Source organism: Streptosporangium sp. NPDC000095 (genome assembly GCF_042899335.1).
Taxonomy (GTDB): Bacteria; Actinomycetota; Actinomycetes; order Streptosporangiales; family Streptosporangiaceae; genus Streptosporangium.
Map to the genome: position 1 here is coordinate 609,395 of NZ_JBIAZS010000001.1, position 21,032 is coordinate 630,426.

Below are 21,032 nucleotides of genomic sequence, written 5' to 3' on the forward strand. Positions count from 1 at the left end.
CCGTCACGGCCGTGGCGACTCGGGAGGAGCGTCACAGGCCCGGTGGCTCAGGCCTGGTGGTCAGGCTCGGTGGCTCAGCGCGGTGGCTCAGGCGTGGTGGCACTTCACGAAGGCGGCCACCTCGGCCGCGGCGTCGGCACCGTAGGCGTCGGCGAGGCGCTCCAGGAAGACCTTCTGGCCGAGCTCGTACTCCTGGCCGCCGACACGCTCCAGGACGTGGGTGGCGGTGAGGTTGCCGACCTGGCCGCAACGCTCCAGGGACAGCCCCCAGGCCAGGGCGGCGAGGAAGCCGGAACGGAAGGCGTCGCCCACGCCGGTGGGGTCGACCTTGCCGAGCTCGGGCGCCGAGGGGACGTGCAGGGACGGCTCGCCCTCGCGGTCGATGACGACGCCCTTGGGACCGAGCGTGGTGACGCGGACGCCGACCCGGCCGAGGATCTCCTCGTCGCTCCAGCCGGTCTTCTGCTCGATCATGCCCTTCTCGTAGTCGTTGCCGAACAGGTAGGCGGCGCCGTCGACCAGCTCGCGGATCTGCTCCCCGGGCATACGGGCGAGCTGCTGGGAGGGATCGGCCGCGAACGGGATCGCGCGCTGGCGCGCCTCGGCGGTGTGCCTGAGCATCGCCTCGGGGTCGTTGGGGCTGATCAGCACCAGGTCCAGGCCACCGATCCGCTGGGCCACCGGACCGAGCTCGATGAGGCGGGCCTCGGCCATCGCGCCGGTGTAGAACGAGGCGATCTGGTTGTGATCCTCGTCGGTCGTACACAGGAAGCGCGCGGTGTGGTGCGTCTCGGAGACGTGGATGGAGTCGCAGTCGACGCCATGGCGCTCCAGCCAGGAGCGGTAGTCGGCGAAGTCGGAGCCGACCGCGCCGACCAGGACGGGCCTGAGGCCCAGGCAGCCCATTCCGAACGCGATGTTGGCCGCGCAGCCGCCGCGGCGGACCTGCAGGTCGTCCACGAGGAACGACAGGGAGACCCGGTGGAGCTGATCGGCGATGAGCTGGTCACTGAAGCGGCCGGGAAAGGTCATCAGTTGGTCGGTCGCGATTGAGCCGGTGACGGCGATGCGCACGGGGTTCTTCTCCTCGTTGTCAGCATCTCTGGAAACGCGGGCGGTTGGTCCACGCGGGAAGATGAGCCACGCAAGAATACGCGACCTTGCTCGCGTCCCGCTCGTGTCAGCGTGCTACCGCGGCCGCGCATGCGAAAGCCCCGCGAGGGTGACCGATGTCACCCTCGCGGGGCCGGGCGTTCTCGCTCGCCCGCCTCGCGGAGAACTCGCCTAGTTGAACGAGTCGCCGCAGGCGCACGAGCCGGTGGCGTTGGGGTTGTCGATCGTGAAGCCCTGCTTCTCGATCGTGTCGACGAAGTCGACGGTGGCGCCCACGAGGTAGGGGGCGCTCATCCGGTCGGTGACCACGCTCACGCCGTCGAAGTCGGAGACGACGTCGCCGTCCATCGAACGGTCGTCGAAGAAGAGCTGGTAGCGCAGGCCGGAACAGCCGCCGGGCTGCACGGCCACGCGCAGCTGGAGACCTTCCTCGCCCTGCTGCTCCAGCAGGCTCTTGACCTTCGCCGCGGCCGCGGAACTGAGGATCAGGCCCTGCGCCGTGGTCTCGCTGCTCTCAACCGACATGTTGGTGACTCCCGCGTCTGCGTCGGCCGCTCCCCGGGAACGGCTGTCTGTTTTTGACGTCCTTCTCAGACGCTACCAACACCCGTCCCCCGGCACACATTCCTCAGCCGCCAGAACCATCCACCTTTGGACAAAGACCCCTCCCCCGGAATAAAGCCCCAATCCTGTGTGTCATCATTAGTCGTCACTTAGACGATAAGGGGGTGTGGCCATGACGACCACCGAGACCGGGCTTCCGCTCTTCGTCCTCGGCAGGGGGGTCGACCCGCACAGCGAGCGCGGCGTCGACTGTCCCGGCGAGCTGCCGTCCGCTTCCGATCCGGCGCTCGTCGAGCGCGCCAGGAGGGCGAAGGCGGCACTCGGCGACAGGGTCTTCGTGCTGGGCCACCACTACCAGCGTGACGAGGTCATCCAGTTCGCCGACGTGACCGGCGACTCGTTCAAACTCGCGAAGGAGGCCGCGGCCCGGCCCGGCGCCGAGTACATCGTCTTCTGCGGTGTGCACTTCATGGCCGAATCCGCCGACATCCTCACCTCGGACTCCCAGAAGGTCGTGCTGCCCGACCTCGCGGCGGGATGCTCGATGGCCGACATGGCCACCTTCGACCAGGTCGAGGAGTGCTGGGAGGCCCTGGAGGACGCGGGGATCGCCGGGGTCACCGTCCCCGTCACCTACATGAACTCCAGCGCCGACATCAAGGCGTTCTGCGGGCGCAACGGCGGCGCCGTGTGCACCTCCTCCAACGCCAGGCGCGCCCTGGAGTGGGCCTTCTCCCGCGGGGAGAAGGTGCTCTTCCTCCCCGACCAGCACCTGGGCCGCAACACCGCGGTGCTGGAGATGGGCCTGTCGCTGGAGGACTGCGTCGTCTACAACCCGCACCGGCCGAACGGCGGCCTCACCGCCGAGCAGTTCGAGAACGCCAAGATGATCCTGTGGAAGGGGCACTGCTCGGTGCACGGCCGCTTCAGCCCCGAGTGTGTGGACGACGTCCGCGCCCGCATCCCCGGCGTCAACGTGCTGGTCCACCCCGAGTGCAGGCACGAGGTGGTCACCAAGGCCGACCACGTCGGTTCGACCGAGTACATCATCAAGAAGATCGAGGAGGCTCCGGCCGGATCCTCCTGGGCGGTGGGCACCGAGCTGAACCTGGTCAAGCGGCTCGGCGCCATGTTCCCCGACAAGAACGTGACGTTCCTGGACCGGACGGTCTGCTACTGCTCGACGATGAACCGGATCGACCTTCCGCACCTGGTGTGGGCGCTGGAGTCGCTCGCCTCCGGTCAGGTCGTCAACCAGATCACCGTGGACGCCGACACCGCCCACTGGGCCGGGGTCGCCCTGGACCGGATGCTCGCCCTGCCCTGACCTCATGGCCAGGCCCCGGCCGGGGAAGGTCTCGATCCCTGATCCTGCCGGGCTCGGGGTCCCTGCGGCTCCACCCCGACCTCAGGGACCTCAAGGACCTCAGGGACCTCAGGGACCTCAAGTGGACGGGCCCCGGCGGGTGGTGACCCGCCGGGGCCCGTCGCGTGCCGGGGACCTGTCGCGTACCCGGGGTCGGGGGAGCACCGCGTGAGCGGGGCCTATTCGAGCTCGTAGACCACCCTGACGCTGACGGACACGTTCTTGGTGCCGGGGCTGATCGACGCCCTGTCGACCGCCGCGGCGAAGCCGACGAACGGCGTCGGCGGGGTGACGTTCTGCTCGGTGATCTCCATGACGCGGCCGAGCCCTCGGCCCGCGAGCCTGGCGTACTGCGTGGCACGGCTCTTCGCGTCCCTGAACGCGATATCGCGCGCCAGCCTGAGCGGCACCCGGTTGTCGGACACCTCGAAGGTGACACCGTTGAACCGGACCGCCTCTCCGGCGGCGGCCGCCGCGTCCACCACGTCGTCCGCCTTGTCAAGGTCGCGCACTATCGCCTCGATGCCCTGCGTGGCCCGGTATCCGGAGATCGTGGGGTAGTCCTTGTACTCGGGGGCGAGGGTGAGCTCGTCGGTCCGCAGGTCCTTCGGCGCGACCCCGGCCGTGAGCAGTGCCTGCGTCAGGTCGGCGGCGGCGGCACGGGCCGCGGTGAACGCCTCACCGGGGGTGGGACGGCGCACCTCGACGCCGGTGTCCAGTCGCATGATGTCGGGGGTGGTGGACACGCTGCCCTCTCCCACGACCGTGATGTGAGGGCGGCCGCCCTCCACGGTCGCCGCGGAGGAATCGGAATCCGCGAGCGCGGTGCCGCCGGACAGACCGGCGAAGAACAGTCCCGTGGCGACGAGCACCGCCGAGGTGATCGCCTGAGACATCTTGATCATGGAGTCATGACACCACGGGACCGTGATCGCGGCGGCGAGCCCCGCGCGCTCCCTGTCGTGTCTTGGCCGAACCTCGGACGGCTGTTTTGCCTTCGCCCCACGGGTCGGGGACCTGCCGGCGAAGCCGGGCGAGCCTAGATCCGGGCGAGCCCCCGCCACCAGCCCAGCAGCCCGCCGTCCCCCTCGATCGCGTAGTCGTCGGGGCTGCGGCGTCCCCACACGACCTGGAGCAGGTCGGCCGACGTGGCGGCGAGCACGGTCACGGTGCCCGGTCGCAGGGACCGCTGGTAGTGGAAGCGGTCGGGGTCGAGAGTGATCACCCACCCGGCTCCGGTGTCGGCCTGCAGCGAGATCGTCTCACCACCGCCCCTGATCTCGGCCACGTCCGGGTTCCACTTCACATGCGGCAGGATGTCGAGAAACTCCTCGACCCCGTCGGCCGCCACGTGCTCGTCGATCGCGACCGGGACGCCCAGCGCGAGCTCGGCGTCCACCCGGTGCACCAGGGTCTCGTACAGCATCCGCCTCGACCAGAACCGCACCCGCCGCTCCCCTCCCCAGGACCACATCGGCGCCTGTGGATCCCGCGACAGCAGCGCCTCGGGCAGGAAGGAGGTGCCCTCGCCGAGCCAGGCGGCATATCCGGCCGGGTCGGCGGGCAGGCCCATGTCCATGCCGTCGCGGTCGTAGCGCCTCTCGGCCAGGTCCCGCACCATGGCGGCCACCCACCGATGCACGCCTCCGGTGTGGGCGGTGAGCCTCGCCAGATCCCAGCCGGGACAGGTGAGCACGGAAACGGACAGGTCACGTCCGCGCAGCACGTCGGCCATCCGGGTGATCTCCGCGGCGGCGGCCGCGGTGTGCTCGGCGTGGGTCCACTCCCTCATGTCAGCCCTCTCGTGTGAAGCGCATGAACTGCTTCTCGTACTCCTTGGCGTCGGTGCTGGTGGCCAGCACCCGCTGTGCCTTCCCCTTGAAGTCGAACACCACCGCCTCGTAGCCGGAGCCCTTGCGCCGCCAGCCCGCGATGTGCTCGTCGTCGTACCAGCCGATGAGCCGTTCCGTCTCGAACGGGATCCTGACCTTCGCGGGTGCGTCGGAGCCGGTGGACCAGACGCAGATCTCCTTCTTACTCTCCTTGCAGTACGTCAGCAGGGAGGAGCCGGACGGGGAGATGTCGTCGCCCTCGACCGTGATCGGGGTGCCCACGTCCAGCAGGGTCTGCAGCACGGTGCCCTGGGTGTCGTAGAAGCGGATGCGCTGGGTCTTGCCGGTGAGCGCCCAGGTGCCGACGGCCCGGCCGTCCCCCCTCCAGAAGTAACTCCACGTGCCGGCGTCCTTCTCCTTCACGCGGACGACCCTCGCCTTCTTCGTGGCGACGTCGATGATCGCGAAGCCGTACTCCTTGCTGGTGTCGCCGACCGCCTCATACAGGGTGACCAGACCGCGCTTGCCGTCCGGTGACCACTGCGGCAGCGTCGGGTAGACCGGCGCCTTGGTGACCCTGATCCTGGTCGCCGCACCGGATCGATGATCGATGACCGAGACGATCGCGTAGCTGTCCGTGTCGTAGATCCGGTCGGTGCCCAGCGCCTGGGTGCCCGCGGCGTTCACCGTGTACTGGAAGTACTTGTCGTTCTTGACGAACCGTTCGGTGCCCTGCCGACGAACGTAGAGGGTCTTGTCCCACTCCAGGCTGTAGGAGCTCAGCTTGATCGGGTCCTGCGTGCTCTCGTGGAGGGTGATCGAGCTGCCGGGCAGCTTGATCGTGCTCGTGTCCTGCGGCACCGTCGGGACGGTGGGGGTGGGCGCGGGGGTGCTCACGCCCTTCGTGACACCTGCCTGTGTGCCCCCCGGCGTCTCCGTGGTGCCGCGCGTCGCCAGTACGACGCCCCCGGCCACGAGCGCGGTGACCAGCACACCCCCCACGATCGCCGGCCACATCCTGCGCCCGCGCCGCTCGGGGGCCGACCGGCCCGGGTACGTCGGCCCGGGGTTCTGGTACTGGGGACCCGCGGAGGAGGGGAAGGTCGCGGGAGCGCCGTAGGACTGAGGTGCGGGCTGTCCCGGATATCCGGGCTGCGGATGCCCGGGGCCCTGCGGGGGGTAGCCGCCCGCGTAGCCGTCGTGACCGGGATACCCGCCGGGGAAGTGCCGGGTGGGCGGCTCCTGCTGCGGGTAACCGTGCGGCCCGGACTGCTGGGCGTGGCCACGTGGGTCCGACTGCTGAAGGTGCTGGGGATACGCGGCCTGGCCGCGCGGATCGGACTGCTGGGGATTCGGCACATGACCGTGCGGGTTCGACTGCTGGAGGTGCGGGACATGACCGGCGGGGCCACCCTGCGGACTCCCCATCGGATAGCCCACGCCGGGCCCGCTCTGCTGGGGATAAGGCTGCGGCCCCGAGTGCTGCCCCTCGCCCTGCGGACGCCGCTGCCCGTACGCGGTGTGCTCGGGATCGTTTCCACCCGGATGTCCGCCGGGGCCGGTCCGCTGCGCCGCGGCGGCCGATCCTTCGGCGAGGATGCCGCGCGGCGCGGTGGGCAGGGCGGCGCCGGTCGCACCGCCCGTGTCACCGGGACCACCGGCGTGGCCGAGCAGCCTCAACAGCGCCTCTCCCGCGGTGGGGCGCTGGGTGGGGTCCTTGGACAGGCACTGCCCGACCAGGTCGCGCAGCGCCGGATCGGCGATCGCTCCCAGCTCCGGCTCCATGTTCATGATCCGGTTGAAGATCGCCGGAAGGCTGTCCGTGCCGAACGGCGGCTGCCCGGTGGCCGCGAAGACCATCGTGCAACCCCACGCGAACATGTCGGCGGGCGAGCCCGCGTTCTCCCCCGCCAGTTGCTCGGGGGTCATGTACGAGGGGGTTCCGATCGCCATCGCGGTCAGCGTGGAGGTCCGGTCGAGCGCCTTGGCGATACCGAAGTCGATCACTCGGGGGCCGTCGGAGGCGAGCAGCACGTTGGAAGGCTTGAAGTCGCGGTGCACGATCCCCGCCTGGTGGATCGCGACGAGCGCGGTGACCGTGCCGATCGCCAGGCGGTGCAGGCCCGCGCCCTCACGAGGTCCCTCGCCGGTCACGACCGCGTCGAGCGTCGGACCGTCGATGTACTCGCTGACGATGTACGGGCGATGCTCGTCGACACCCGTCTCGATCACCGCGGCGGTGCAGAAGGGCGCGACACGCTGGGTCGTGCTGACCTCGCGGACGAAGCGTTCCATCGCCTCCTCGTCCTGCGTGAGATCCGCGCGGAGCAATTTGACCGCGACACGCGCTCCCGTCGGGGAAACGCCCAGGTAGACCGTTCCCTGGCCTCCCTCACCGAGCCGGGCGGTGAGCCGATACTCCCGCACCCGCTCGGGATCCCCGGGCCGCAGGGACACGAGGTCCGCCATGGTCACACCCTTCTCCCGTGATGATTTCCGGTCCCATTGTGGGGGCAAAGGGTCACAGGACGTACATCAAACCGCAAGCCGGACGGGCCGGTGTGGCACGCTCCATGCGTCCCACCGGTCACACGGGATGGCCTTGCGGGAAGGGGCTCGCGGGAGAACCTCCCCGAGACCGGGCACACCTCGCCGGGGCGCACGAGCACGGCGCCGGAGGGCGAACGTCTCGGAGGCCGGGCACACTTCACCGCGCCACGCGGGCACGTCACCGGGGGTGGCGAACCCTCCAGGCCAGGCGCGTACCTCGCGGGCACATGGTGGCGGGCCTTCAGAGGCCGGGCGCGCCCCAGAGGGGGAACCATCGGCCGAGATCGGGCTCGATCTCCAGCTCGCCGCCGATCGCACCGCGTACCTGCAGCTCCAGGGCGTTGTCCCTGCGCTGCGTCTGCCCCGTCCCATGCTCGGCGGGCAGCGGGGCGAACGGGTAGAAGGTGCCCTGCTTGTAGAGGTAGACCAGGGCGAGCCCGCGACCGCCGGGGTCGGTGAAGGAGATGAGCGAGCAGAGCAGGGAGGGGCCGAAACCCGCCGCCTCAAGGGAGGAGTTGACCGCGTGCAGGTCCGTGACGAGATCACCGAGCATGTCGGGATCACGACGCGCCAGCAGCCACGTGTAGCCGAAGGAGTCCTTCGAGAACTCCACCGGGGGGCCGCCTCCGGCGTTCAGCAGCTGGGTGATGTCGCGCTCCAGCTCGGCGAACGCCCCGCCCTCGGCCGAGCGGAAGCAGACCGCCCCCACGCCCGTCGGCGCCAGGCCGGTGGCGGCCTGCAGGGTCACCGCGGCCGAAGGCAGCGCGAACAGCGCGTCCAGGTCGGCCTTGGCCGGTTCACTGCGCCCCATCAGCACGTTCCACCAGCGCATCGATCACTCCTCCGTCTCGTCCCCGCGCGGCACGGCGCGCCTGTCCGCGCGTCCGGTCATCCCCCCTGCCCGAGCTGGGCGGAGATCCTGTTGAGCTGGTCCAGGCGCTGGTTCAGCGGCGGGTGGGTCGCGAAGAGGGCGGACAGGCCCGCCTTGCCGGACAGGGCCGGCGCGAAGAAGAAGGCGTTGAACGGCTCGGCCTCGCGCAGATCCCTCGTCGGGATGCGGGCCATCTCACCGCTGATCTTGACGAGGGCGCTGGCCAGGGCGGAGGGACGCTGGGTGAGCAGCGCTCCCGCGCGGTCGGCGGCCAGTTCGCGGTAGCGCGACAGGGCGCGGGTGAGCAGGAAGCTGACCGCGTACACCAGGGCCGAGACGAGCAGGATGATGAGGCCGATCGGCAGGCCGCCTCTGTCGTCGCGCCCGCGTCCGCCCAGGCCGCTGTAGAGCGCGACCCTGGTCATGAGCCCGGCGACGATGCCGAGGAAGGACGCGATCGTCATGACCGCGACGTCGCGGTGGGCCACGTGGGACATCTCGTGGGCCAGCACGCCCTCGAGCTCGCCCCTGTCGACCCGCCGCAGCAACCCCGTGGTCACGCAGACCACGGAGTTCTTCTGGTTGCGGCCGGTGGCGAACGCGTTCGGGACGTCCGAGTCGGCGATCGCCACCCGCGGCTTGGGCATGTCGGCGAGTGCGCACAACCTGTCGATCATGCCGTGCAACTCGGGAGCCTCCTGCGGGGAGACGACACGCCCGTGCATCGCGAACAGCGCGATGCGATCGGACATGAAGTACTGCACGAGCAGGATGCCACCGGCGATCACGAGCACCACGACGGCCCGGACGCCCAACGCGATCAACACGGCCACGAAGATCACGTAGAGCAGTCCGAGCAGGAACATGGTGATCACCATGCGCCTTGTCAGGCCCCGGTCCGGGGCAAACCGGGTTTTTGCCATATCCCCAATCTAACCGGGGATCAGTCCTTCGTTGCCGAGCATCTCCCGCACTTCGTCCATGGACGCGTCAGCGGGAGGCAAAATCAGCTCCGAGGACTCCAGGCTGTCGTCGGGCAGTGCCTTGCCGACGTGACGAACCTTGTCGAGCAGGGCGTGCAGCCGCACCCGGAAGGCATCCTCCTCGCCGGCCTCGATCGCGGCCTCCAGCTCGGCGTCCAGCGCGTTCAGCACGTCGAGGTCGGCGGGGGCGATGTCGATCTGCCCCTCCCCCATGATGCGGACGATCACAGGCCCTCCCCCGGCTGGCGCAGCTGCTGGGTCTGGTTGGACTCCGGCTGCTGCTGAGGCTGCTGGTGCTGCTGCTGGTACTGAGGCTGCTGCTGGTGCTGAGCCGGTCCGGGCGTGATCGCGCCCTGCGGCGCGGGACCCTGACCCAGCTCGGCCTTCATCCGGGCGATCTCCAGCTCCACGTCGTTCCCGCCGCCCATGCGGTCGAGCTCGGCCTGGATGTCGTCGCCGCGCTGCCCGCTGAAGTCGTCGAGCGCGCCGCTGGCCAGCAGCTCGTCGATGGCACCCGCGCGGGCCTGCATGGAGGCGGTCTTGTCCTCGGCGCGCTGGATCGCCAGGCCGACGTCGCCCATCTCCTCGGAGATGCCGGAGAAGGCCTCGTTGATCCGCGTCTGCGCCTCGGCGGCGGTGTAGGTCGCCTTGATCGTCTCCTTCCTCGTCCGGAAGGAGTCGACCTTGGCCTGCAGCCTGTGAGAGGCCGTGGTGAGCTTCTCCTCCTCGGCCTGCAGGTTGTCGTGCTGCACGCGGAGGTCGGCGATCTGGGTCTGCAGGCTGCCGCGCCGGGTCAGCGCCTCACGGGCCAGGTCCTCACGGCCGACCCCGAGCGCTTTACGGCCCTGCTCCTCAAGCTTGCGCGCCTGCGCCTCGATCTGGTTGATCTGGAGCTCCACGCGCTTGCGCGAGGTGGCGACGTCCGCCACACCCCGGCGCACCTTCTGCAACAGCTCCAGCTGTCGCTGATATGAGTAGTCCAGGGTTTCGCGAGGATCCTCCATCTTGTCCAACGCGTTGTTCGCCTTGGACCTGAAGATCAGCGAAAGTCTCTTCATCACGCTCATGCGCGTCGGCCGTCCCCTTCTTCAAGTGCGCTTCGGGTCACCCCAAGTGATTCCAGCCCCACCGAAAAGCACCGGAGCCACCATAGGGTTCACCCTACGCATAACGCGCGGGGGCGTCACTAAGTTGCAGTCCCGGTAGGCTGACGTTGTGTTCCGACGTACCCAGACCACCGCGGACGACTCCCCCGCCTCCGCTAACGATCCTAAGCCTGCGGGCAAGGGGCGTCCCACACCCAAGCGACGGGACGCCGAAGGCCGTCGCCGGCAGCCGGTGAACGCCCCTCAAAACCGCAAAGAGGCCTACAAGAACCTCCGCGAGCGTCAGGCCAACGAACGCGTCAAGGCGCGCGAGGGCATGTTGCGCGGCGACGAGCGCTACTTTCCCGCCCGCGACAAGGGCCCCGTCAGGAAGTTCGCGCGCGACTGGGTCGACTCCCGTCGTCTCGTCAGCCAGTACTTCCTGCCGTTCTCCCTTCTCATCCTGCTGCTCACCTGGATCCCGTTCCCTCTCGAGGTACGCGGTTACATCTACGCCGCGGTGATCACGGTCGGCTGGCCGCTCATGATGGTCACCGTGCTGCTCACCTCGATCTGGGTGTCCTGGAAGGTGAAGAACCTCGCCGCCGAGAAGTTCCCCAACGAGAACCTCAAGGGCGTCGGCTTCTACGCCGCCATGCGCGCGCTGCAGATCCGCAAGCTGCGCTTCCCGCCGCCCGCCGTGCTGCCCGGCGGCAAGCCCGTCCCGCCGAAGAACTGACGGCGGCGGAGCCCGACCCGAGGAGCACCGCGGCCGAGCACATCCGTCCCCGAGTCCCGTCCCCTTCATGAGGGGACGGGACTTTTCACTTCTCTCCCGCCGGAAGGGCGTCTCCCCCGGGCGATGTCAGCCCTCGACGACGTTCCAGCCCAGCTCGCCGTCGGTGACGACCGGTTTCCAGTGACCGATGGACCCGCCGGTCTCCAGGGCGCGCGCCGTCGCCCTCAGCAGGCCGTAGTACGAACGGAGCCGGACGCCCCCGGATGTGGAGGCTCGTCCTGCCCTCGTGACGGACGGCACCGACATCGCGCGCCACAGAGTCGATCACCAGGTAACCGCCTCCGCTGTCGTCGGCACCGAACGGGATCATCCGTCCGTCCCACCACTCCGCCCGCGCCACGGTGTCAGCCCCGTCCCCTGTCTCCCCGTCCGTCGCGCACAGCCGCCGCCAGGTGTCGCGGATGCCGCGGACCCCCAGGTTCCAGGCGTTCGGGAACCCGAACGGCGAGATGCCGGGCACTACGGAGGATCCGTTGTGCCGCAGCAGGGAGGCACGCAGGTCGTCGGGGAAGCGCAGGCCCATCTGCGCCTCCGCGACGGCGATCGTACGGGCGCGGGCGGGTTCGCCCAGCGTGCGAAGGGTCGCGGGTGCGTTCGCCTCCAGCCACCTCTCGATGCGACGCCACTCGCGGTTCACCGCCCTCGTCACCTTCGGATCGAGCGCCCGCACCCGCGGACTCGACGCCCGCGGACGGCAGTCGGCGTCGGGAGCCTCGACACTCTCGTACGGGGGCGAAGTCTCGTACGTCTCGTACGGGGGCGAGGTCTTGTACGGCCAGGTGGGTCCCGGACTCCTCTCGGCGGCCTCCGCGAGTTCCCGCAGGTTGGACACCTCGCCGCACAGGTCTCCCTCGCACGAATGGTGCCCGCATACGGAGCCGATCACGACCGTCCCCGTCTCCCCCTCTTCGACGTAGCGCGCCACCGAGTCGTCCTGGTCGACCGGTCCCGGCCCACACCGTCCGTCCGCGCCGGGCCGACCCCCGACCTCGATCACCTCCATGGTCTCCACTCCGTTCGAGAAGACCGCGCTCTCCAGGACCTGCGTGCCGGCGGCGAACAGGCACAGCCCCGCTCCCACGGCTCCCCAGCGGACCAGAAGGCGCCGGGTGGCCTCGTCCAGCGGCTCTCTCGGCGTCCGCCTCCGCTCGAACGTCCGCTCGACGGCGGTCTGGAAGGCGGAGGGGTGCCTGGCGGCGTACCGCCTGAGGTCCTCCTCCGTGGGGGTGCCGAGGATCGGCGCGGGAGGCCATCTCGGTGCGCGCTCCGCTCCGGGGGCCGGGCCCTCGGCAGAGCCGGACTCCGTCCCCTCCACGCGGGAGGCGGTCTGCGGTCCCGCTGGGGAGACGCCCCGATCTCCCCCGCGTGGGAAGCCGGCTCGGCGCTCCTCGGCTCGCCGCCACAGGCGTGCGGCCGCCACGACGGCCGCCGCCAGCGTCACGACGGCGAGCGCGAGCCGTACCTTCCGAGAAGTGATCAACCGCAACACATCCGGCAAGGTATCCCGAATCATCGCGAAGCATGGCGCCTACTAATCTCGAACCATGGAATTCCGCCACCTTGGCCGCAGCGGTCTCATGGTCAGCGAGATCAGCTACGGCAACTGGATCACACACGGTTCCCAGGTAGAGGAGGACGCCGCCAAGCAGTGCGTGCAGGCGGCACTCGACGAGGGGATCACCACCTTCGACACCGCCGACGTGTACGCGGGCACCAAGGCGGAGGAGGTGCTCGGCCGCGCCCTATCCGGAGTCCGCCGCGAGTCTCTGGAGATCTTCACCAAGGTCTACTGGCCGACCGGACCCGGCCCCAACGACCGAGGGCTCTCGCGCAAGCACATCACCGAGTCGCTGCACGGCTCGCTGCGCCGTCTGCAGACCGACTACGTCGACCTGTACCAGGCGCACCGCTTCGACAACGAGACACCGCTTGAGGAGACCCTCAAGACCTTCGACGATCTCGTACGCCAGGGCAAGGTCCTCTACGTCGGCGTCAGCGAGTGGACCGCCGACCAGATCGGCCGGGCACTGAAGATCGCCGACGAGATGGGCTTCGACCGCCTGGTCTCCAACCAGCCCCAGTACTCCATGCTGTGGCGGGTCATCGAGACCGAGATCGTGCCGCTGAGCGAGAAGGAGGGCGTCGGCCAGGTCGTCTTCTCCCCCATCGCCCAGGGCGTGCTCACCGGCAAGTACCGGCCGGGACAGCCGCCCCCCGCCGGCTCACGTGCCACCGACCCCACCGGGGGCAACTTCATCGCCCGGATGCTCAACGACGACGTGCTCACCCGCGTCCAGCAGCTGGAACCGATCGCCTCCGACCTCGGCCTGAGCATGGCCCAGCTCGCGGTCGCCTGGGTGTTGCAGAACCCCAACGTGGCCTCGGCCATCGTGGGAGCCAGCAGGCCCGAGCAGGTCCGCGACAACGTCAAGGCCTCCGGGGTCAAGCTGGAGTCCGAGGTGCTGAAGAAGATCGACGACATCCTCGGCCCGGTCGTCGAGCGCGACCCCGCCAAGACCGTGAGCCCCGAGCGTCGCCCCTAGCGGCAAAAACCCTTCGGCCCTCGTTCTTCAACGAGGGCCGAAGGGTTTCCGTTCACCCACGTCATTCAGTGCGCCGAATTCGGGGCGCTCATTCGGGGCGCAGTGACATTCCCTCGTACTCGACACGTTCGCCTTCGATCAGGGTGACTCTCTCGACCCCGGCCTCCAGCAGCTCACGCCAGCTTTCACCCAGCCACGACTCGGCGTCCGCCTGGCTCGGGAACGTGTCGGAGGGCGAAACACCCTCGACCACCTCGCCACCGTTCGCGTCTTCGTAACGCCAGCGCCACGTCATGCCACAGCTCCTTCTCGCAGGTCCTGCCGGTGCCCCTCGGCGGCCTCAGCGAACCCTACCTCTCCATGACGCTCCCGGACATGAAGGCGAGATCTTGATTTCCTTCTCACGACCGAAGTCGGGGGCTTCCAGCTGAAGGCAGCACCCGAGGTCCAGGACACCGGAGTGTTCACCTGTCGGCGGCCGGCACCGGGTGCCTGCCGGACGGCTTACTCCCGCAAACCGATGAGAAACACGATGACCGCTCTTCACCGCCGGGACGTTCCCCCGGTACGCCGACCGCTTCCTCCCGGAGGCGAGGGCTCGCGGTTTCTCGACCAACCTTTCAACGCGACAGGAGACCGGGTGTGAAGGTTCTGATCTCCGGCACGGCGGGCCCTGGCGGGTGGCCGTCCCCGGACTGCGGGTGTGCCTCCTGCGCCCGTGTCACGCCGGGCCGTCGTGCCACCTCCGTGGTACTCGGCGTCTCGGCGCCGGCGGACGGCCCCCTGCCGCTCGACGGCTCCCCCTCGCCCGGCGACCCGGCAGTGCCCGACACTTCTACGCTCTCCGACAGGCCGACCGCACTCGGCGGTTCGACGCCCCCCGGCGACTCGATGACACCCAACCGTTCGATGCCGCCCAACGGTCCCGCACGGCTGCCGCTGTCCGGCCCGCTCCCGCCCGGTTACCGCGCCTCGCCCGGTCCTGACGGCCTCACCGTCACCACCTCCGATGGCCGGCGCGTCCTCTATGCCGCATTCACCCATCCCTCGTACGGCGAGTCTCCACACGATGGGTCCTCATATGACGAGCGGGGTGAGCGGACGCTGGACCTGGTGCTGCTGGACGTACTGGACCGGCCGGAACGGCTCGGGGACCTGCGCCGGCGAGGTCTGGTCGGTGAGCGGACGCACGTGGTGGCCGTCGATGTCGACCACCGGGTGCCGACGGAGACGGAACTGACCCGGCGGGCCGCGCTGTGGGGGGTGCGCGTCGTACCGGACGGCACGGTCGTCGACACGAGCGAGCCCCCTCCCGCTCCGACTCCCCCGCCCAGGAGAACCCTGCTGCTCGGGGGAAGCCGGTCGGGCAAGTCGGCGGAGGCCGAACTGCGGCTGGCGGCCGAGCCCGAGGTGCTCTACGTCGCGACCGGTCCGTCCGGCGACGGCGATCCCGAATGGCTGCGCCGAGTCCGGGCGCATCGCGACCGAAGGCCCGCCCACTGGGACACCGCCGAGACCACCGGCCTGTCCGAGGTGCTGCGGTCCGCCGACGCCCCGCTGCTGATCGACGGGCTCGGCACCTGGGTGGCCGCGGTCTTCGACGAGTGCGACGCCTGGCCGGGCGGAGCGGGCGGCGACACCTCCGGCGCCCTGGAGGCTGTCGCCGCCCGGTGCGACGACCTGGTGGCGGCCTGGAGGCAGACCCGCTCCCGGGTCGTCGCGGTCTCCGACGAGGTCGGTCTCGGCCTGGTGCCCGACACCGCCGGCGGGCGGATGTTCCGTGACACCCTCGGCCGCCTGAACCAACGCCTCGCCCTGGAGTCGGAGGACGTCACCCTCGTCGTCTCCGGCCGTCTCCTCCCCCTCCCCCTCTGACCCCTCGGCTCTGCCCCCTCACGCTCCCTGGGCCCCATCAAGAACGGTGAACGGATGCGGGCACCGCGCCGGGAGCCGCGAGAACTACGATCGTCGGTCATGTCCCAGCCCTCGCCCCCGCCCGAGAACGGCCCGTCCGGCTTCATCGACGGAGTGCGCCTCGCGATCGGCACTCTGAGCGTGTTCCCGGTCCGTCCCGGGATGGTCGACCGCCGGGCAGGGGGGATCGCGATGGTGGTGGCCCCGCTGGTGGGCGCGGCGATCGGGGCCTGCGGCGGGCTGGTGTCGGCGATCTCCCTGTGGCTGGGGATGACGCCGCTTCCGGCGTCGGTGCTGGCCGTGGCGACCGTGGCACTGCTCACCCGGGGGCTGCACCTGGACGGGCTGGCCGACCTCGCCGACGGGCTGGGCAGCGCCAAACCCGCCGAGCGGGCGCTGGAGATCATGAAGCGGTCGGACATCGGCCCCTTCGGGGTGGTGACGCTGATTCTCGTCCTGCTGGTCCAGGTGGCGGCCCTACAGGAGGCCATCACCGATGTCGGAGCGGGCGCGGCCGCGATCATCCTGGTCGCGGCCTGCACCGCCGGACGACTCGCCCTCACCTGGGCCTGCCGCACGGGCATCCCTCCGGCACGCCCCGACGGACTCGGCGCGATGGTCGCGGGCACTGTGCGGCGGAGCGTCGCGGTGGTCGTGACCGCGCTGGTGCTCGCGGGAACGACGGCGCTGGTCTATCTCCACGGCATCGACGCCTTCAGCCCGTGGACTTCCGGGCCCTCCGGCGAATTCGGCTATTTCGCCTACGTGGACACCACCTACGTGGAAGCCGGCGACCTGACGGGCATCACCGATGTGATTCCCGTGACGGGCCTGGGGCGGTTCCTCGCCCCCTGGGGTCTCCCCCTCGCCATGCTCCTGGGGCTGCTGGCGGCCTGGGCCGTACGGCGCAGGGCCGTACGGCGGCTCGGCGGCGTCACCGGCGACGTGCTCGGCGCCCTCGTCGAGATCGCCACCGCGACGACCCTGCTGGCCTGCACGATCCTCACGAACTGACCGCCTTCTTCCACCCGGACTTCTCCTGCCCGGACAAAGCGTGCGACCGCTCTCGCCCCGTCCACCGGATGCCGACCGAACGGGTCTCGTCCAGCGGATGTCGGCCGAACGAAGGAAGAGCGTGAGGCAACACTCGCCCGGCTCTCACGCGGCGACGGTGGCCGGGGCCGGTCGCTCGACCGGACGGTATTTGAACAGCAGTGCCGAGACCACGGCCAGCAACACCGAGCCGACCAGACCCGTGATCCCCGCGAAGACGAACACCGGCGGGTCTGCCGCGTCACCGAGGATTATCGCCAGGCCCGCGGAGGCGTTCAGTGACCCGTGCCCGACGACCGCGGGCCAGACGCTTCCCGAATAGAGGCGGAGCCAGCTGAGCAGGGCTCCGAAGCCCACGCAGAAGATGATGAACATCGGTGCGGCCCACGCCCCCAGCTCGGGATAGTTGTATCCGCGCAGGGTGAGCGGGAAGTGCCAGAGCCCCCAGATCACTCCGGACACCAGCAGGGCCCGCCAGGTGCCGAGCGGCATCAGGCGCGGCAGCAGCCACCCCCGCCACCCCCACTCCTCACCGAAGGCCGCGATCGAGTTGATCACTGGGGCGACCAGCACCATCGACACGAGCTGCGCGATCACCAGGACTCCGACCTCCACCGGGGGCGGCCCGCCCGGCGCGGCCGCCAGACTCTGGCGGAACAGGCTGAACTCCCGCAGGTCGACGGAGAGCAGGCCGAAGGCGACGCTGAGCGCGGTCGCGACGACGACCAGCACGGGTACGCCGAACCAGGCGAGTGCGACCAGTGCGAGCATGCGGCCCCGGCTCCCGCCCGCCGACAGGCCGGTTCGCACGGCCCACTCACGCCTGGTGGTGACGTCTCCACGGCGCCTGTCGCGCAGCCGGACGGCGAGGACTGCGAGCGTCGGGGTGAACATCATCGCCACCCCCATCGCCATGAACACGGACGCGCTGGTCGAGGCGTCCATGAGCCAGATAGGGAGGGCGAACAACCAGGACAGGCCGAACGCGACGAGCAGAAACAACCATAGGTCAGGGGATCGGCGAAGCATGACACCACCTTCGGGGGCTTGAACGCGGGGGAACGGGAGGAGCGGAAAGCAGCGGAGACGACCGCAGGAGAGGGCCGGGACACCGCGGGGAGCGGGGACAAGAACGTGCGAAGGACGAAGCGGGATGAATGGATGGGTGGAGGACGGAGCAGCGGGCGAAGGCCAGAGGACACCCAGCGGACAGGACGTCAAATGACGAAGGTCAGGGGAGGTCGGAGAGGGTCGAAGAAGAGAAGACGGGACGGAGGGCAGGAGGTCAGCGGGCGGACGGCCCGGTGGCCGCCCGGTCCACGAGGGTGTTCAGCAGGGCGGCCCCGCTCTCCGCGTCGTCGATCGAGACGGCGAAGCGGCCACCGGAGACGTAACCCACCACGAGGCACTCCCCGCCGCGGATCATGACCGTCACGGCCCCGGGCAGGCCCCTGATGCCCCAGCCTCCGACGTCGGACGGGAATCGCCGCTCCGACCAGGCCCGCTCCACCCGCTCGATCGGGATGTGCTTGCGGGGCAGGCGGAGCGGCCCGTAGAAGAGCACGACACCCTCCTCGGTGATCTGCACCCGCACGGAGCTGAAGGTCAGTGCCAGCAGGCCCGCCAGGAACGTGATCGTCGCGGGGACCCACAGCGCGCTGTCGCCACCGATCAGGGCGAGCACGGCGAGCCCTCCTCCCACGGCCAGCACGGAGCCGCTGAGCGCGGTGAGAGGGCCGCTGCTCACCGAGGAGACCCACACCGCGCGCTGGCCGGGGCGGAGCGGGACCCGCCGGGTGGGGACGGCGGACGGCTCAGGGCGCTCGTCGGGCCCAGGGCGGGCGGCGAGCGCGCCGAGCCAGCCGCCCAGCACCAGCCCCGCGACCGCGAGCAGCGCGCCCCACCCCAGGTCGTCGGCCTGCCTCCAATGAGGGGCGTCTAGGTTGGCCATCAGCGTGACGATCTGCAACCCCGGGAAGAACAGGCCGGCGCCTCCCAGCCCGGCGCCGAGCGCCATGCGGCTCGTCCTGCGCCTGAACATCGCGGTGTTGACGAACGCGAACCCCAGTGCGCCGCCCGCGAGCAGCGTCCACAGGCCCACTTGGAACAGCAGCGACACGAGGAACGGCATCGAGTTGTCGGGCGCGCCGGACGCCCCCCAGTGGGTGGCGACCGGATCGGGCAGCCGGTCCCGCAGCGCCAACGGCGCCGCGATCAGCGCGACGGTTACCAGCCCGAACCAGGCGGTGGCGATGGACAGGAATCGGGCTCGCAGACCCACGTCGGCCCTCTCTTCTAAGGACCGGGCACCCGGCCCGGTCATGACAGTTCCCTGATGAGCTCGATGACGTCGTCGTGGCGGTAGCCGTACTGGACGGCCTCGTCGAGCAGGGAGCGCAGCTTCTCCTCGATGACGCTGCGCGGATTCGGTCGGCTGAGCACGGTCACGCCGCGACCCCGGCGGAACTCCAGCACTCCCTCGTCACGCAGGTCCCTCAGGGCGCGCAGCACCGTGTTGGCGTTGATACCCAGCGCGGCGGCCAGGTCGCGAGCCGGCGGGAGCCGGTCTCCCGGGGCGTACGACCCCTCGGCGACGGCACGCCTGATCGCCTCGGCGACCTGCTCGTGCAGGGGCCGGGGATCGTTCAGATCCAAGGTGAGCAACATGATGCTAGCGACATTAGCACCAATACCTTCAATGGTGCCACCCCGAGTAGCACCATCGGAGACCACGATTCGTAGGATGAACCCTCGTTTATGCGTACCGTCCCAGCCCGACTAGCATCGGCATACGTGACCACTGTGCGGCTTACCCCAACTGACAACGGTGTCTCGTACGACACCGACGCCTTGGTCGTCGGCGTCCACACCGGACCTGACGGCCTGCTTCCCGCTCCCGGGGCCGAAGGCCTCGACCAGGCGCTCGGTGGCAGACTCGCCGCCACGCTGGAGAGCGTGGGGGCCAAGGGTAAGCCCGGCGAGATCTCCAAGATCCCCACCTTCGGCGCGCTGACCGCGCCCCTGCTGGTCGTCGTCGGCCTGGGCGAGGCCCCCGAGGCCCCCGACGACGGTTCCGGTGACGGCTACGACGCCGAGGTCCTGCGCCGCGCGGCGGGCACCGCGGTCCGCGCCCTGGCCGGCACCGGCCGGGTGACGCTCGCCCTGCCCGCCGCGAGCGCCGAGCACGCCGGCGCCGTCGCCCTGGGCGGGCTTCTCGGCGCCTACTCCTTCACCAAGTACCGCACCACCGCGGAGCAGGTCTCCCCGGTGTCGGAGCTGGCCGTGGTGACCGACGCCGAGGGTGCCCAGGCCGCGATCGAGCGCGCCGGCACCCTGGCCGAGTCGGTCTCCCTCGTCCGCGACCTGGTCAACACCCCGCCGTCGGGCCTGTGGCCGGCCCGCTTCGCCGAGATCGCCGAGCGGGTGGGCTCCGAGGCCGGCCTGTCGGTGGAGGTCCTGGACGAAAAAGCGCTCAAGGAGGGCGGTTACGGCGGCATCGTCGCCGTCGGCCAGGGATCGGCCAACCCTCCCCGGCTGGTCCGCCTCTCCTACAGCCACCCCGAGGCCGGCAAGAAGCTCGCGTACGTCGGCAAGGGCATCACCTTCGACTCGGGTGGCCTGTCGCTCAAGCCGACGGCCTCGATGGACTGGATGAAGTCGGACATGAGCGGCGCGGGCGCGGTCCTCGGCGCCCTCCTCGCGATCGCGAGGCTGGGCCTGAAGGTGAACGCGGTCGGCTACCTCTGCCTGGCGGAGAACATGCCGAGCGGCACCGCGCAGCGTCCCTCCGACGTGTTCACCAGCTTCGCGGGCAAGACCGTCGAGGTGCTCGACACCGACGCCGAGGGCCGTCTGGTCCTCATCGACGGCATCGCCCGCGCCGGGCAGGACGACCCCGACGTGATCGTCGACGTCGCCACGCTCACCGGCGCGCAGATCGTCGCGCTGGGCTGGCGGACGGCGGGCGTGATGGGCAACGACGACGACCTGCGCGCGGAGATCGTCGCGACGGCCGGCGAGCAGGGCGAGGCCGTGTGGCCCATGCCCCTGCCCGAGGAGCTGCGCAAGGGCCTCGACTCCCCGGTGGCCGACATCGCCAACCTGCACCCCGAGCGTTTCGGCGGGATGCTGACGGCCGCCGTCTTCCTGCGGGAATTCGTGCCCGACGGGGTCCGTTGGGCACATATCGACATGGCCGGCCCCTCCTTCAACAAGGGTGAGGCCCACGGCTACACGCCGAAGGGCGGCACCGGGGCGATCACCCGGACCCTCGTCGGCCTGGCCGAGCGTTACGCGGGCGAGCCTTCGCGCTGACCGTCGACTCCGCGCGAGCGGGGTCACAAGCAACTCTGGACAAAT

General features: G+C 70.2%; 20 protein-coding genes. 6 read left to right on the forward strand and 14 right to left on the reverse strand.

Going from position 1 to position 21,032, the window contains the following annotated elements; translation table 11 throughout:
• Positions 1 to 87: 87 nt before the first annotated feature.
• Positions 88 to 1,074, reverse strand: coding sequence for a carbohydrate kinase family protein (locus ACFY3V_RS02450; RefSeq protein ID WP_350947465.1), 987 nt, complete (start codon positions 1,072 to 1,074; stop codon positions 88 to 90).
• 210 nt (positions 1,075 to 1,284) lie between these two features.
• Entirely contained in the window at positions 1,285 to 1,638 is a 354-nt protein-coding gene (locus ACFY3V_RS02455; RefSeq protein WP_030910261.1) for an iron-sulfur cluster assembly accessory protein, read from the reverse strand.
• 211 nt (positions 1,639 to 1,849) lie between these two features.
• On the opposite strand from ACFY3V_RS02455, the gene nadA reads away from it, so the two are divergent.
• Positions 1,850 to 3,004 carry a quinolinate synthase NadA gene (gene nadA, locus ACFY3V_RS02460; RefSeq protein WP_389769172.1) on the forward strand — a complete coding sequence of 385 codons (1,155 nt, stop codon included), beginning with the start codon at positions 1,850 to 1,852 and terminating at the stop codon, positions 3,002 to 3,004.
• A gap of 218 nt (positions 3,005 to 3,222) precedes the next feature.
• Here the strand turns inward: nadA and ACFY3V_RS02465 are convergent, their stop codons facing one another.
• From ACFY3V_RS02465 to ACFY3V_RS02495, 7 genes are all read right to left on the reverse strand, one after another.
• The gene (locus ACFY3V_RS02465) at positions 3,223 to 3,948 is read right to left on the reverse strand and encodes an SIMPL domain-containing protein (protein ID WP_362895708.1); all 726 of its coding nucleotides are present in this window, start codon (positions 3,946 to 3,948) and stop codon (positions 3,223 to 3,225) included.
• Positions 3,949 to 4,082: 134 nt separating this feature from the next.
• Entirely contained in the window at positions 4,083 to 4,835 is a 753-nt protein-coding gene (locus ACFY3V_RS02470) for a maleylpyruvate isomerase family mycothiol-dependent enzyme (RefSeq protein WP_362895710.1), read from the reverse strand.
• A 1-nt stretch (position 4,836) separates the two neighbouring features.
• Complete coding sequence (locus tag ACFY3V_RS02475; protein WP_389769177.1) at positions 4,837 to 7,344, reverse strand: protein kinase; 2,508 nt, start codon at positions 7,342 to 7,344, stop codon at positions 4,837 to 4,839.
• Positions 7,345 to 7,666: 322 nt separating this feature from the next.
• Positions 7,667 to 8,257: a hypothetical protein gene (locus tag ACFY3V_RS02480; protein ID WP_389769180.1), complete on the reverse strand. Its 591-nt coding sequence runs from the start codon at positions 8,255 to 8,257 to the stop codon at positions 7,667 to 7,669.
• 56 nt (positions 8,258 to 8,313) lie between these two features.
• Entirely contained in the window at positions 8,314 to 9,219 is a 906-nt protein-coding gene (gene htpX / locus ACFY3V_RS02485) for a zinc metalloprotease HtpX (protein ID WP_350947459.1), read from the reverse strand.
• A gap of 9 nt (positions 9,220 to 9,228) precedes the next feature.
• Positions 9,229 to 9,507 carry a hypothetical protein gene (locus tag ACFY3V_RS02490; protein WP_362895714.1) on the reverse strand — a complete coding sequence of 93 codons (279 nt, stop codon included), beginning with the start codon at positions 9,505 to 9,507 and terminating at the stop codon, positions 9,229 to 9,231.
• Entirely contained in the window at positions 9,504 to 10,346 is an 843-nt protein-coding gene (locus ACFY3V_RS02495) for a PspA/IM30 family protein (protein ID WP_389769183.1), read from the reverse strand. Before ACFY3V_RS02495 ends, ACFY3V_RS02490 begins: the two co-directional genes overlap by 4 nt.
• A 148-nt stretch (positions 10,347 to 10,494) precedes the next feature.
• On the opposite strand from ACFY3V_RS02495, the gene ACFY3V_RS02500 reads away from it, so the two are divergent.
• Entirely contained in the window at positions 10,495 to 11,103 is a 609-nt protein-coding gene (locus ACFY3V_RS02500; protein ID WP_350947456.1) for a DUF3043 domain-containing protein, read from the forward strand.
• 85 nt (positions 11,104 to 11,188) lie between these two features.
• On the opposite strand, the gene ACFY3V_RS02505 is transcribed toward ACFY3V_RS02500, so the two are convergent.
• Positions 11,189 to 12,643 carry an SMI1/KNR4 family protein gene (locus ACFY3V_RS02505; protein ID WP_389769186.1) on the reverse strand — a complete coding sequence of 485 codons (1,455 nt, stop codon included), beginning with the start codon at positions 12,641 to 12,643 and terminating at the stop codon, positions 11,189 to 11,191.
• 64 nt (positions 12,644 to 12,707) lie between these two features.
• On the opposite strand from ACFY3V_RS02505, the gene ACFY3V_RS02510 reads away from it, so the two are divergent.
• Positions 12,708 to 13,706, forward strand: coding sequence for an aldo/keto reductase family protein (locus ACFY3V_RS02510; RefSeq protein ID WP_350947454.1), 999 nt, complete (start codon positions 12,708 to 12,710; stop codon positions 13,704 to 13,706).
• An 88-nt stretch (positions 13,707 to 13,794) separates the two neighbouring features.
• Here the strand turns inward: ACFY3V_RS02510 and ACFY3V_RS02515 are convergent, their stop codons facing one another.
• Entirely contained in the window at positions 13,795 to 14,001 is a 207-nt protein-coding gene (locus ACFY3V_RS02515; protein WP_350947453.1) for a hypothetical protein, read from the reverse strand.
• 347 nt (positions 14,002 to 14,348) lie between these two features.
• Between ACFY3V_RS02515 and ACFY3V_RS02520 the strand changes: the two genes are divergently transcribed.
• Positions 14,349 to 15,581 (forward strand): bifunctional adenosylcobinamide kinase/adenosylcobinamide-phosphate guanylyltransferase, encoded by a 1,233-nt coding sequence (locus ACFY3V_RS02520; RefSeq protein ID WP_389769190.1) that lies wholly within the window; start codon positions 14,349 to 14,351, stop codon positions 15,579 to 15,581.
• 99 nt (positions 15,582 to 15,680) lie between these two features.
• On the forward strand, positions 15,681 to 16,634 hold the full coding sequence (locus tag ACFY3V_RS02525) for an adenosylcobinamide-GDP ribazoletransferase (protein WP_389769193.1): 954 nt from the start codon (positions 15,681 to 15,683) through the stop codon (positions 16,632 to 16,634).
• Positions 16,635 to 16,778: 144 nt separating this feature from the next.
• Here ACFY3V_RS02525 and ACFY3V_RS02530 read toward each other — a convergent pair whose 3' ends face one another.
• The 3 genes from ACFY3V_RS02530 to ACFY3V_RS02540 all read right to left on the reverse strand — a co-directional run bounded on the left by ACFY3V_RS02530 (position 16,779) and on the right by ACFY3V_RS02540 (position 19,340).
• Positions 16,779 to 17,702, reverse strand: coding sequence for a CPBP family intramembrane glutamic endopeptidase (locus ACFY3V_RS02530; RefSeq protein ID WP_362895723.1), 924 nt, complete (start codon positions 17,700 to 17,702; stop codon positions 16,779 to 16,781).
• 256 nt (positions 17,703 to 17,958) lie between these two features.
• Entirely contained in the window at positions 17,959 to 18,954 is a 996-nt protein-coding gene (locus ACFY3V_RS02535) for a DUF1648 domain-containing protein (RefSeq protein WP_389769196.1), read from the reverse strand.
• A gap of 38 nt (positions 18,955 to 18,992) precedes the next feature.
• Positions 18,993 to 19,340, reverse strand: coding sequence for a GntR family transcriptional regulator (locus ACFY3V_RS02540; RefSeq protein ID WP_350947448.1), 348 nt, complete (start codon positions 19,338 to 19,340; stop codon positions 18,993 to 18,995).
• Between the two features lie 90 nt (positions 19,341 to 19,430).
• Between ACFY3V_RS02540 and ACFY3V_RS02545 the strand changes: the two genes are divergently transcribed.
• The gene (locus ACFY3V_RS02545) at positions 19,431 to 20,987 is read left to right on the forward strand and encodes a leucyl aminopeptidase (RefSeq protein WP_362895727.1); all 1,557 of its coding nucleotides are present in this window, start codon (positions 19,431 to 19,433) and stop codon (positions 20,985 to 20,987) included.
• Positions 20,988 to 21,032 lie beyond the last annotated feature (45 nt).